The sequence below is a fragment of the Nocardioides sp. GY 10113 genome (assembly GCF_004919105.1).
Taxonomy (GTDB): Bacteria; Actinomycetota; Actinomycetes; order Propionibacteriales; family Nocardioidaceae; genus Nocardioides.
This window is the reverse complement of sequence record NZ_STGK01000012.1, coordinates 90,471-103,424: the sequence shown is the minus strand read 5'-3', so window position 1 is coordinate 103,424 and position 12,954 is coordinate 90,471. Positions and strand designations below refer to the sequence as shown.

The 12,954-nt window shown below is 69.1% G+C and carries 10 protein-coding genes; all 10 read right to left on the bottom strand.

Going from position 1 to position 12,954, the window contains the following annotated elements:
* Positions 1-2: 2 nt before the first annotated feature.
* Positions 3-1,274 (bottom strand): MlaD family protein, encoded by a 1,272-nt coding sequence (locus E8D34_RS15135; RefSeq protein WP_136595481.1) that lies wholly within the window; start codon positions 1,272-1,274, stop codon positions 3-5.
* Positions 1,271-2,650 (bottom strand): MCE family protein, encoded by a 1,380-nt coding sequence (locus E8D34_RS15130; protein ID WP_240771377.1) that lies wholly within the window; start codon positions 2,648-2,650, stop codon positions 1,271-1,273. Before E8D34_RS15130 ends, E8D34_RS15135 begins: the two co-directional genes overlap by 4 nt.
* A complete protein-coding gene (locus tag E8D34_RS15125; RefSeq protein ID WP_136595480.1) occupies positions 2,647-3,885 on the bottom strand; it encodes an MCE family protein in 1,239 nt (412 codons plus the stop codon). The genes E8D34_RS15130 and E8D34_RS15125 overlap by 4 nt, the downstream gene beginning before the upstream one ends.
* A complete protein-coding gene (locus E8D34_RS15120; protein ID WP_136595479.1) occupies positions 3,885-4,868 on the bottom strand; it encodes an MlaD family protein in 984 nt (327 codons plus the stop codon). The genes E8D34_RS15125 and E8D34_RS15120 overlap by 1 nt, the downstream gene beginning before the upstream one ends.
* Complete coding sequence (locus E8D34_RS15115; protein ID WP_136595478.1) at positions 4,868-5,944, bottom strand: MCE family protein; 1,077 nt, start codon at positions 5,942-5,944, stop codon at positions 4,868-4,870. The genes E8D34_RS15120 and E8D34_RS15115 overlap by 1 nt, the downstream gene beginning before the upstream one ends.
* Entirely contained in the window at positions 5,941-7,365 is a 1,425-nt protein-coding gene (locus E8D34_RS15110) for an MCE family protein (protein WP_240771375.1), read from the bottom strand. The genes E8D34_RS15115 and E8D34_RS15110 overlap by 4 nt, the downstream gene beginning before the upstream one ends.
* Positions 7,366-7,414: 49 nt before the next feature.
* The gene (locus E8D34_RS15105; RefSeq protein ID WP_136595477.1) at positions 7,415-8,248 is read right to left on the bottom strand and encodes an ABC transporter permease; all 834 of its coding nucleotides are present in this window, start codon (positions 8,246-8,248) and stop codon (positions 7,415-7,417) included.
* 28 nt (positions 8,249-8,276) lie between these two features.
* Complete coding sequence (locus E8D34_RS15100; RefSeq protein ID WP_168929467.1) at positions 8,277-8,999, bottom strand: ABC transporter permease; 723 nt, start codon at positions 8,997-8,999, stop codon at positions 8,277-8,279.
* A gap of 443 nt (positions 9,000-9,442) precedes the next feature.
* Positions 9,443-11,575 carry an excinuclease ABC subunit UvrB gene (gene uvrB, locus E8D34_RS15095; protein ID WP_136595475.1) on the bottom strand — a complete coding sequence of 711 codons (2,133 nt, stop codon included), beginning with the start codon at positions 11,573-11,575 and terminating at the stop codon, positions 9,443-9,445.
* Positions 11,576-11,637: 62 nt separating this feature from the next.
* Positions 11,638-12,909: a phospholipase D-like domain-containing protein gene (locus E8D34_RS15090; RefSeq protein WP_240771374.1), complete on the bottom strand. Its 1,272-nt coding sequence runs from the start codon at positions 12,907-12,909 to the stop codon at positions 11,638-11,640.
* Positions 12,910-12,954: the final 45 nt, after the last annotated feature.

Here is a 12,954-nt window from a genome sequence, read left to right as displayed (position 1 = left end):
CGTCATCGTCCCTTCACTGGTCCTACCAACATCCACTTCCACGCGTCCCCACCGAGGACGGACATGGCTGCCGGCGGGTTGAACCGCACCGGGTTGCCCTCGGCGTCGACCACGCCGGCCACGTCACCGGTGGCGGCGTCGTACGCGCTGGTGTAGGCCCGCGGGGCCGACGCGTTGGCGCCCGAGCCACCGGGGGCGGACTTCGACCCACGGGGCACGTACGGCGCCCCCGCCGTGCAGCTCGCCGGGAAGATCGGCGCATCGGTCAGGTCCTGGGTGGAGCGCCACTCGCTGGGGCGCAGGTATCCCTGCGTGCACGGCGGCACCTCGTAGTCGAACTGGAGGTTGATCCGCCCCCAGCCGTCCTCCGTGATGCCGTTCGGACCGCCGTTGATGATCACCGGGTAGGTGACGAGCAGCTGCTCGACGCCGTCGAGGTGCGTGAGCACCGTCTGGGTGGTGGTGGAGAGGTCGTTCAGCAGCACCGGCAGCGTCGGCTCGAGGTCCTCGAGCAGCGCCTGCGCCTCGCGGGCCGCGCCCGGGGTCTGCCCGATCACGGTCCGCAGGTCGCCGTCGCTGCGCCGCAGCGCCGCCGTCACGGTCGCGAGGTCCGCGGAGAAGCTGCGGATGTTCTCCTTCTGCCCCCGCTGGGTGCGCAGCACGGTGAGACCGCTGTCGAGCAGCTTGACCGTCTCGGCGGTGTGCGCGGAGGCCTCCTCGATGAACGCCGTGCCACCGTCGAGGAGCCGCTGCAGGTCGTCCCCGGTGCCCCGGAACATCCGGCCGAGCTCGCGGACGGTGACCTGGAGGTTCTCCTGGTCGACGGACTGCACGAAGTCGTTGAGGTCGACCAGCAGGTCGCCCTCGTCGACCGGCAGCGAGTCGCTGCTGCCGTGGTAGACGGTGCCGTCCTCGGCGTACGGCGGCTGGTCGTCCGGCGGCTGGAAGTCGAGGTACTGCTCGCCGACCGCCGAGAGGTTGTGCACGTACATCTTCGACTCGACGGGCAGCCGCGAGTCCGGGTCGAGGTCGAGACCGAGCGTGACGCCCTTCGCGGTGGGGGTCATCGCGGCCACCTTGCCGATCTTGACGCCGCGATAGGTCACCTCGCTGCCGACGAACAGCCCGCCGGACCCGGGCAGGGTCGCGGTCACCTCGAGTCGGCGTCCGGTGATCCGGTCCACCACGCCGAGGTAGGAGGCGGTCACGTAGGTGATCCCGACCGCGCTGAGGATGACGAACGCCATCAGCCGCATCCGCACCGCGCGGGTCATGCCGCACCTCCCAGCAGGGTCGCGGTCGTGGTCGCCGGATCCGCCGTACCGCCGGCGATGCCGCGGGTCAGCCCCTCCGGCCCCTGCACCGCCGCCAGCCCCGCTTCGGCCACCCGCCGGTCCGCGAGCCGCTTGAGCTCGACCGCCGGGACGGTCGCGATGACCTCGCACACGGGGCTGCGACGCAGCCCCGGCTGCTCGCAGCGCTCGGTGAGGCTCTTGCGAGTGGAGACCTGTTGGAGCGCGGTCGTGCAGTTCTCGCTGGTGATCCGGCCGCCGCGCACGCAGCCCCGGACCGCACTCTGCAGGACCCGGCCGAGCAGCCCGCGGACGTTCACCTTCGGCAGCTCGACGCCGACGTTGCTCAGGATCTGCTCGATGTCGAGGTCGGCGCGCATGATCGTGTCGGCGTAGTCGCCCTGCACGATCGCGTTGGCGGACTTCGGGAACGGGAAGCTGACCAGCATGTTCAGGCCCGGGCCCAGCTCGTCCCCGGAGTCGGCGAGGCGGTTCAGCACCGGGTCGAGGTGGCGGAGGATCTTCAGCACGTCGTCCTTGCTCGCGTTGATCACCCGGGTGCCCACCCTGCCCAGCTCGTCCAGCGCGCCGAGCATGTCGACGAGCTCGTCGTGCTGGTCGGAGAGCACCCGGATCGCCGGACCGGTCGCGTCGAGGGCGTCGGTGATCGTCCCCTTCTCGGCATTGAGCGTGGCGGTCAGGCTGTTCAGCGAGTCCAGCGCGCGGATGATGTCCGACTTCTGGCCGTCGATGGTGCCGATCACGCCCTCCAGCGACCCCATCAGGTTGCGCAGCCGACCCTCGCGGCCGGACATCACCGCGTTGGCCTCCTTCATGATCGTGCCCAGCTGCGCGACGCCGCCGCCGGTGAGCAGGAAGGAGAGCGCGCCGAGGACCTCCTCGACCTCCGGGTTGCGACCGGTCGCGCTCATCGCGATCCGGTCGCCGTCGGAGAGCCTGCCGACCGCCCCGGCCCCCTTCGGCGCCTCCAGCGCGACGTACTTCTCACCGAGCAGGGAGACCTGCCGGATGTCGGCGACGGCGTTGTCGGGCAGGTCGACGGTGTCCTTGATGCGCATCGTCACGCGGGCGTTCCAACCGATCCGCTCGACGTCGACCACCTCGCCGACCACCACGTCGTCGACCATCACGGTGGAGCGCGGGACGACGTTGAGCACGTCGGCGAAGTCCGCGGTGACCTCGAAGGAGTCGTCGTCGCCCACCGGTGACCCCGGCAGCGGGAGGTCGTAGGCCTCGAGCGAGCAGCCGCCGAGCACCAACGCGCCGGCGACCGCCGCCGCGCCGGCACGCACCAGCCGGGCGCGGGCGGTCGAGGCGATCATCCTGGAGCCGATCACTGGGCACCTCCCAGGAGTCCGGTCACCGACGCGTCGTCGGGCGCGGAGTAGGTGACGGGTCGGACGGGCACCTCGAAGCCACGCTGCGTGTCGCCCGGGGCGTACGAGGCGTTCTGGTTGTCGTCGGTGATCCCGGCCGGCTTCCAGGGCAGCGAGGTGACCAGCGGCTCCAGGTACTCCTCGAGCAGGTCGCAGGCGAGCTTCTTCATCGACTTGGAGATGTCGGGGTTCAGCTTGACCGTCGCGCAGATGAACCCGTCGAGGTCCCAGATGTTGTTGCCGAAGTTGATCCGCGAGTTCTGGGTCATGCTGGCGATGTCGAAGCCGAGGTTCAGGTTGGCCATCGCGACCGGCGCGATCCGCAGCGCGGTGTCGAGGTTGTCGCGCTCGGAGGCGATCGCGGAGATGGTGGTGGTCAGCTGACGCACGTCCTTGACCAGGGCGGTCCGGTTGTCCCCGAGGAAGCCCTTGACCTCGCCGACCGCGCCGGCCACGGCGGCGACGGCCTGTTGCAGCTCGTCACTCTCGTCGGCCAGGAGGTCGGAGACGCCGGCCAGGTCCTTCATGAACGCCTGCACCAGCTGGTCGTTGTCGGCGAGGGTCGTCGTGAACTCGGCGAGCTGGGTGACGGCCTCGAACAGGGGCCCGGCCCCCTCGCCGAACGTCTCGGCCGCGACCGACAGCTCCCGGATCATCCGGTTGCCACGGGCGCCCTGGCCGTCGAACGCGTTGCGCGCCGCCTTCATGACGTTGTTGAGGGTGCCGTTCTTGTTGACGCCGTTCGGGCCGAGCGTCGTGGTCAGGGTCTGCAGGCTCGCGTAGATCCGGTCGAGCTCCACCGGCACGGCCGTGTCGGGAAGTGGGATGTCGGCTCCGTCGGCCATCACGTCGCCCCGGGTGTAGACCGGCGTGAGCTGGACGAAGCGGTCGGCCACCAGCGTCGGGGTGACCACGACCGCCTTCGCGTCCTCGGGCACCCGGTACGACGCGTCGTACTCGATGTCCACCCGGACCGAGTTGCCCTCGGGGATGACGGCGGTCACCCTGCCCACGCTCACGCCGAGGATCCGCACGTCGGTGCCGGGGTAGACGCTGACCGCGCGCGGGAAGTGCGCGGTGACGGTCTTCATCTGCGCGGGCGAGCGGACGACGTTGAGCGCGACGGCAGCCACCAGGATCACGGCCACCAGGATCACGATGCGCCGGTCGATGCGACTCCAGATCTTCGCCACCATCAGTACCTCCCCGGGGCGATCTCGAACTCGCCGGTGACGACGCCCAGGACGTTCGCGGCGTACGCGTCGAACCACGGGCCGGTGCCGACGATGTTGCTGAGGATCGACACGTACGGCCCGAGCTGGGCGAGCGTCGCCTTGAGCTGCTTCTTCCGCTCGACCAGGAGCGAGGTGAGCTGGTCGACCTGGGCGAGCGCCGGGCCGATCTGCGCCGCGTTGTCGGTCGCCACCCCCTTGAGCTGGTCGGCCAGCACGCGGGCGTTGACCAGCAGGTCGTGCACGGCCCGCCGCCGCTTCTGCAGCTCGTCGAAGACCAGGTCGCCGTTCTTCATCAGGTCGACGATGTCGTCGCTCCGTGCCTGGAGCACCTCGCTGACCTGCGCCGTCGACTTGAACAGCGTCTGCAGCTCCTCGTCGCGTGAGGCGATCGTCTTCGAGAGCCGCGCGATGCCCTCGAAGGCGCCCTGCACCTCGGGCGCCGCGGCGTCCAGGGTGTCCGCGACCACGTCGAGCGCTTGGGTGAGCTTCTGGGTGTCGATGCCCTCGGTGGTCTCAGCGAGGTCCCCGAAGACACCGACGATGTCGTAGGCCGCCGTCGTGTTCTCGACCGGGATCGTGCCGCCCGCCTCGAGCTGGCCCGACGCGTCGGGCTCGACCTTGAGGTACTTCTCCCCCAGCAGGTTCAGCACGTCGACCGAGGCCTTGCTGTCGGGGCCGAAGTCCACCCCACCGTCCACCTCGAACGTCACGACCACCTTGGGTCCGTCGAGGTTGAGGTCGGTGACGCGACCGACGCGGATGCCGCCGACCTGCACGATGTTGCCCTTGTGCAGGCCGCTGGCATCGCTCAGCTCGGCGTAGTAGGTGGTCCCGCGGAAGCCGGGGAACTTGGAGAGGTTGAAGGTCGCGGCAGAGACCAGCACCAGCACGGCGAGGGTGATCACGCCGAGTCGCAGGACCTGCTTGTCGTTCGTTCTGGCCATCAGCGGTCCTGGCACCGGGGTGCGGTCGAGGCGAGCTCGTAGCCCGCGATCTTGTCCTGGAGCTGCTTCACGATCGGGATGTCGCCGATGTAGGGCAGCTTGATCGCGACCGAGATGCCGCAGACGTAGTACTGGTACCAGGAGCCGTAGGTGCCCGTCCGGGTCTGGTCGCTCATCATCTCCGGCATCCGGTCGAGCAGGTCGATGATCGAGGCCCGCTGCTTCGGCCGGTTCAGCAGCCGGGCGAGCCGGTCCAGGGCCGCCACGTCCTGCTTGATCAGCGGCCGGCCCTGGCGCAGCAGGTCCGCCACCACCACCGTCAGGTCGGAGATGTTGTCCAGCGAGGAGCCGATGGTCTCGCGGTCCGTGGCGAGGTCCTGCATCCAGTCCTTCAGCTCGATCACCAGCGTGCTCAGCTGCTGGCGCCGGCCGTTGACGGTGTCCAGCGTCTGGCTCAGGTTGGAGACCACCTCACCGATCAGCGCGTCCCGGTCCGCCAGCGTGTTGGTCAGCGAGGAGGTGTTCGCGAGCAGTCCCTGGATGGTGCCGCCCTCCCCCTGCAGCACCTGCACGATGTTCATGCTCAGCTCGTTGACCTGGTCCGGCGTGAGTGCCTGGAAGAGCGGCTTGAACCCGTCGAACAGCACGGTCAGGTCCAGCGCCGGTTGGGTCTGCGACACGGGGATCGTGGCGCCGTCCGGGAGGGGGGCCGCGCCCTTCGCGGTGCCGCGCTCCAGCGCCATGTAGCGGTCCCCGACCAGGTTGAGGAAGCGGATCTCCGCCGTGGAGGCCGTGGTCAGGTCGACGTCCTCGGCGACCCGGAACGTCACCTTCGCCATCGATCGCTCGTAGTGCTCGACCTTCTTGACCTCGCCGACGTTCACGCCGGCGATCCGGACGTCGTCGCCCTTCTGCACCATGCTCGCGTTGGTGAAGACGGCCGCGTAGGTCTTGCCGCCGCCGAGGCCGACGTTGCCCATCAGCATCGCGAGCATCCCGGTGACCACCACCGAGATCACCGTGAAGATGCCGAGCTTGACGCCCGCTGCGATCGTGACGTTGTTGCGCCGGCTCATTCGGCGACCTGCTCCCCGGCGGGCTGCCCCTCGCGGACCACCGGGCCGTACAGCAGGCTGCCGAGCGCGCCGTAGGCGGCCGGCTCCTTCCCGCTCTGCTCGGCCAGCAGCACGTTGACCAGCTCCTTGTCCCTGTCGGTGCCCGCGAAGCCGCTGCTCACGCCCCGGGCGTCGCCGCCGGCCCCGCCCGCGTTCCCGCTGGTCGTCGTGCGGCCTCCCCCGCGGCCGATGTCACCGCTGTCGATGCCGAACTCGTCCTGCAGCTGGACGGGAACCCAGCTGGTCGGCGGGTTCTCGTCCATCGGCGACCCCTGGTCCAGCGGGATCCGCTGCGCCGGGCTGGTGAAGTGCGGGAGGCCCAAGCACCACGGGCCATGGCCCACCTCGCCGTTGACCGGCTTGTCCCGCTCGTCGAAGTTCCGGTACTGCGGCGTGCCCAGGAACATGTACTGCTTGACCACGTTCCCCTCGAAGGTCTTCGACAGGATCGGCTCGTACCGGGCAGCGCCCTTGAGCAGGCAGCTGAACTCCGGCGAGTAGGTGTCCAGGACCGCCATCACCGGCTCGCTCACCTGTCCCATCCGGACGAGGTTCTGCTCGTTGTCGTCGAGCACCCGGTTGGCCACACCGGCGAGCCCGGAGATGTCCGAGAAGAACGTGTCCAGGTCGCGCCGCTTCTGGACGATGGTCCGGCTGGTCACGGTGAGGTTCGCCAGCGTGTCCAGCAGGTCCGGCGCGGCCAGGTCGTAGACGTCCGCGACGTCGGCCAGCTCGACGAGGTCCTGGCGCAGCGTCGGCAGGTGATCGTCGATCGCGGTGAGGTAGCCGCCCAGCTGCTCCATGGTGCGGCCGATCTGCTCCCCGCGCCCGCTGAGGGCGGTCGCGATCGCGTTCAGCGTGGCGTTGAGGTCGGCCGGACGGACCGAGCGCAGCAGCGGGAAGAGCTGGCTCAGTACCTGCGACAGCTCCACGTTGGTCTGCACCCGGCTCGCCGGGATCACCTCGCCGTCGGCGATCGGGGTGGTCGACGGCTGGGCCGGGCGGACCAGGGAGACGAACTTCTGTCCGAAGAGCGTGGTCGGCAGGATCTCGACCGAGATGTTGCTGGGGATCCCCTCGGCAGCCGCGGGGTCCAGCGCCAACCGGATCACCGCCTGCTGGCCGTCCTGGCTGATCTCGCGGACCTGGCCGACCAGGACACCGTCGATCCGCACGTCGCCGTACTTGGCGAGCTGGAGACCTGCCCGGTCGGCCTCGACGGTGACCCAGGTGGCCCGCTGGAACGTCTTGTTGTAGATCGCGATCGAGAGGACGATCAGCAGCGCGATCGCGGTCAGGAAGGCGACGCCGGCGACGAAGAGCCGGGCGTGCTCGCGGGGCGAGTCGTGGTGGACGTTGACCAGCATCACCGGGGTCCCCACGATCTTGTTCGGGGGAGCGGAGCGGCGGAGAAGAAGATCGTGGGGTGGTTCATCCTGTGATCCTGACCGTGGTGGTCGAGCCCCAGATCGCGAAGCTCAGGAAGAAGTCGGCGACCACGATCGTCACGATGCTGGTCCGGATCGCCTGGCCGACCGCGCGGCCGACGCCGGCCGGGCCACCGGAGGCGGTGTAGCCGTAGTAGCAGTGGATCAGGATCACCGCGACCGCCAGGAAGAGCAGCTTGAAGAAGGACCAGAGCATGTCGATCGGCGGCAGGAACTGCAGGAAGTAGTGGTCGTACGTGCCCGGCGACTGACCGTAGATGAGGGTGACGATCAGTCGCGGCGACAGGTAGGAGGCGAACAGCGCGACGATGTAGAGCGGGATCACCGCGACGAAGGCGGCGATCATCCGACTGGTGACCAGGAACGGCAACGACGGGATGCCCATCACCTCCAGCGCGTCGATCTCCTCCGAGATCCGCATCGCGCCCAGGCGCGCGGTGTACCCGCAGCCGACGGTGGCGGCCAGGGCGATCGCCGAGACCAGCGGCGCCACCTCGCGGGTGTTGAAGTACGCCGAGATGAACGCGCTGAACTTCGCGACGCCGATCTGGCTCAGCGAGGCGTAGCCCTGGATGCCGACCTCGGTGCCGGCGAAGAACGCCATGAACCCGATGACCCCCGCGGAGCCCGCGATCAGGGTCAGGCCGCCGACGCCGAAGGCCACCTCGGCGAGGGTGTTCAGGATCTCCCGGGGGTACCGGACGATCGCCCGCGGCACCCAGCCCAGCGCCTTGACGTAGAAGAGCAGCTGGTCGCCGTAGCCCTCGACCGAGCGTCGCCATCCGCCGAGGATCCCCATCGGCATGCTGAAGGCCATCAGCGCACTCCCCTGTCCACTGCCGTGTTCACAGGCCCACCGGCGGGGCGACCTGGAAGTAGATGGCGGTGATCACGGCGTTCAGGAAGAAGAGCGCCATGAACGCGATGATCACCGACTCGTTGACGGCCCGGCCGACGCCGCTGGGGCCACCGCCCGCGCCCAGCCCCTTGTAGGCGCCGATGATCGCTGCGAGCCATCCGAAGATGACCGCCTTGATCATCGAGATGTAGAGGTCGGGCAGCGAGGCGAGCGCGGTGAACGAGCTCAGGAACGCGCCGGCGGACCCGCCCTGCACGATCACGGTGAAGAAGTAGCCGCCGCCGATCCCGGCGCCGATCACGATCCCGTTGATCATCAGCGCAACGAACATGGTGGCCACCACGCGGGGCGCCACCAGCCGCTCCAACGGGTCGACGCCGAGCACCTCCATCGCGTCGATCTCCTCGCGGATCTTCCGGGCGCCCATGTCCGAGCAGATCGCCGACCCGGCCGCGCCGGCGATGATCATCGCCGCCGCCATCGGCGCCGCCTCGCGGACCGTGGCCAGCACCGCGGTCGCGCCGGCGAACGACTGCGCGCCGAGCTGACCGGTCAGGTTGCCGACCTGCAGCGAGATCACCGCGCCGAACGGGATCGAGACCAGGATCGTCGGCATCAGCGTCACGCTGGTGACGAACCAGGCCTGCTCCAGGAACTCACGGAACTGGAACGGACGGGTGAAGATCCGCTTGGTGACCTCCAGGACCATCAGGGCGATCTCGCCCGGTCCACGGATCACAGCCACCGCGTTGAACGCCACGGATCGCTCTCCTCCCGAATCGATCGCCATCGGCCGACTAGAACGTGTTCTCGTTGTGACCAACGCAACAAGGCACGTTCGCGTTACGGCCCGATGCGCGACCATTTGTTTCAAGTGATCCAACGAGGCAGGTGTGGCGACGGTCACGGCCTCGGGAGAAAATGCGTGACACCGCGTCGCGGCGACTGCGCTGGGGCGCTCGGGATGGGGAACGCCCGAGGCCGGCGAACCACCAGTGGCGGCTCACGCGGTCGCCAGCTAGCGACCCGACTGACGAGCGCGTACCCGCTCGACCTTCAGTCGGCTCACTTGGTCGCCGGCGCTCGCTTCGCTCGCGCTGCTCCTCGTTCGTCGGAACTACTCGAGCTCGTTCCTCGCTCGGCAGTTCCTCCTCACTTCGTTGCTTCCATCATCTGGCGGAGCTCCTTCTTGAGCTCGCCGATCTCGTCGCGCAGGCGTGCGGCCAGCTCGAACTGCAGCTCCGCGGCCGCCGCCTTCATCTGGTCGGTGAGGTCCTGGATCAGCGCGGCGAGGTCCGAGCTGGGCAGGCCGGCCAGGTCCTTGCTGTGCGCGCCCACGTCGGTGGAGCGCAGCGCCGGGGTCGGCGAGCCCTGGCGGGCCTTCACGCCACCGGCCCGACCCTTCTGGCCCACGTCGGCCCAGGTCTGCAGCAGCTCCTGGGTCGTCTCGTCCTCGCGGGCGAGCATCTCGGTGATGTCGGCGATCTTCTTGCGCAGCGGCTGCGGGTCGATCCCGTTCTCGGTGTTGTAGGCGATCTGCTTGGCCCGGCGACGCTCGGTCTCCTCGATCGCCGAGGCCATCGACGGGGTCACCTTGTCGGCGTACATGTGGACCTCGCCGGAGACGTTGCGCGCCGCGCGGCCGATGGTCTGGATCAGCGACTTGTCCGAGCGCAGGAAGCCCTCCTTGTCCGCATCCAGGATGGCGACCAGCGAGACCTCCGGCAGGTCGAGGCCCTCGCGCAGCAGGTTGATGCCGACCAGTACGTCGTAGGCGCCCAGCCGCAGGTCGCGGAGCAGCTCGACCCGCTTGAGGGTGTCGACCTCCGAGTGCAGGTAGCGGGTGCGGATCCCGGCGTCGAGGAGGTAGTCGGTGAGGTCCTCGGACATCTTCTTGGTCAACGTCGTGACCAGGACCCGCTCCTCCTTCTCGGTGCGCGCGCGGATCTCGCCGATCAGGTCGTCGATCTGGCCCTTGGTCGGCTTGACCACGACGTGCGGGTCGACGAGCCCGGTCGGGCGGATGATCTGCTCCACGACGTCGCCCTGGACCCGGTCCAGCTCGTAGTCGCCCGGCGTCGCGGAGAGGTAGATGGTCTGCCCGATCCGCTCCACGAACTCCTCCCAGCGCAGCGGCCGGTTGTCCATCGCGCTGGGCAGCCGGAAGCCGTGCTCGACCAGGTTGCGCTTGCGCGACATGTCGCCCTCGTACATGCCACCGACCTGCGGCACCGTGACGTGCGACTCGTCGATCACCAACACGAAGTCCTCGGGGAAGTAGTCGAGGAGCGTGTTGGGCGCGGTGCCGCGGCCGCGGCCGTCCATGTGCATCGAGTAGTTCTCGATCCCCGAGCACGAGCCGACCTGGCGCATCATCTCGATGTCGTACGTCGTGCGCATCCGCAGCCGCTGGGCCTCGAGCATCTTGCCCTGCCGCTCGAAGGCGGCCAGCTGCTCGGCCAGCTCCGCCTCGATCCCGGCGATCGCCCGCTCCATCCGCTCCGGGCCGGCGACGTAGTGGCTGGCCGGGAAGATGTAGAGCTCGGAGTCCTCGGTGAGCACCTCGCCGGTGACCGGGTGCAGCGTCATCAGCCGCTCGATCTCGTCGCCGAAGAACTCGATCCGGACCGCCATCTCCTCGTACACCGGGAAGATCTCCAGGGTGTCGCCCCGGACCCGGAAGGTGCCACGGGTGAACGCGAGGTCGTTGCGGGTGTACTGGATCTCGACCAGCCGACGCAGCACGGAGTCGCGGTCGTGCTCCTCCCCCACCCGGAGCCGGACCATCCGGTCGACGTACTCCTGCGGGGTGCCCAGGCCGTAGATGCAGGAGACCGTGGAGACCACGATCACGTCGCGGCGGGTCAGCAGCGAGTTGGTCGCCGAGTGGCGCAGCCGCTCGACCTCCTCGTTGATCGAGGAGTCCTTCTCGATGTAGGTGTCGGTCTGCGGGACGTACGCCTCGGGCTGGTAGTAGTCGTAGTAGCTGACGAAGTACTCGATGGCGTTCTTGGGGAACAGCTGGCGCAGCTCGTTGGCGAACTGCGCGGCCAGCGTCTTGTTGGGCTGCAGCACCAGCATCGGCCGCTGCACCTGCTCGGCGACCCAGGCCACGCTCGCCGTCTTGCCGGTGCCCGTGGCTCCGAGCAGCACCACGTCCTGCTCACCCGCGTTCAGCCGGCGGGTGATCTCCTTGATCGCCGCGGGCTGGTCGCCGGAGGGCTGGTAGTCGGACTCGACGTGCAGCGGCGCGACGCGACGCTCGAGATCGGTGACCGGACGCATGGTGCGAGCCTACGAGGTGGCGCCGACAGCCCTGCTCACGGCGCCGCCCGGCGCGGGTCGGCTCAGAGCAGAGGACGCAGCGGTGTGAGCACCAGCTCGGTGAACTTGCGATGCAGGTCCCGGGCCGCCCACTCCTCGCGGGTCAGCTCGAGGCAGTTGGACTCGTCGACCCGGAAGACCTCCTCCAGCTCGCGCGCCACGTCGGCATTGATGAACTCGACGTTGATCTCGTAGTTGCCCTGCAGGCTGAGCCGGTCGATGTTGGCGGTGCCCACCGTGCTCCACCGGCCGTCGACGGTCGCGGTCTTCGCGTGCACCATCGCGTCGCGGAAGCGCAGGATCCGTACGCCGGCGTCGAGCAGCTGGCTGAAGTAGCCCCGGGAGATCCAGTCGGCGACGATGTGGTTCGACTTCAGCGGCAGCAGCAGCCGGACGTCGACGCCGCGGCGGGCGGCCGCCTTGAGCGCGTCCACCAGGTCCTGGTCGGGCATGAAGTAGGCCTGGGTCATCCAGACGTTGCGGCTCGCCCGGTTGATCGCCTCCAGGTACATCCCGCGGATCGGGAACACCAGCAGCCGCGGCACGTTGCGGTGGATCCGGATCTGCGGCTCCCAGGTCGACGCCGTCTCCAGCAGCAGCGGGCGCTCCGAGGCGCGCAGCCGGCGGCGGCGGTTGAGGTTCCAGAAGTCGGCGAAGCTGCGCTTGAGGTCGAAGACCGCCGGACCGGTGATCCGCACGTGCGTGTCACGCCACTCGGTCTCGTACGCCGTCCCGATGTTGTAGCCGCCGACGAACCCGACCTCGTCGTCGACCACCAGGATCTTGCGGTGGTCGCGTCCGTAGCGGCGGAAGTCGAAGAACCGCCAGCCGGCCGGGTAGACCGGGTAGCGCAGGACCTTGATCGAGGACGGGAACCGCTGGAACCGCGGGGAGACCACCAGGTTGGCGAAGGCGTCGTAGATCACGTAGACCTCGACGCCGCGCTCGGCCGCGGCGCGCAGCGCCTCCTTGAAGCGCTCGCCGACGGCGTCGCCCTTCCAGATGTAGGTCTCGAACAGGATCTGCCGCTCGGCGCCGTCGATCGCGGCCAGCATGGCGTCGTACAGGTCCTTGCCGAAGGTGTAGGCCGTGACCTCGCCCTCGCCGATCGCGGCCGACCCCGGGCCGTACACCGGGAACGGCTTGGGACGCTTGCCGCGGCGGCGGTAGGAGTCGACCAGCGACATCGCGATCGCCACCAGCATCGGGATCCCGAAGAAGGCGAGCAGTGTGCGGCGCACCCAGGCACGGAGGCTGACCCTGCCGGTGCTGGCCTCGCCCGCTTCGTTGCCCACGCGCACAATCTAGTGGAGCCGGCCCACCGCCCGCGCCCGGCCCCG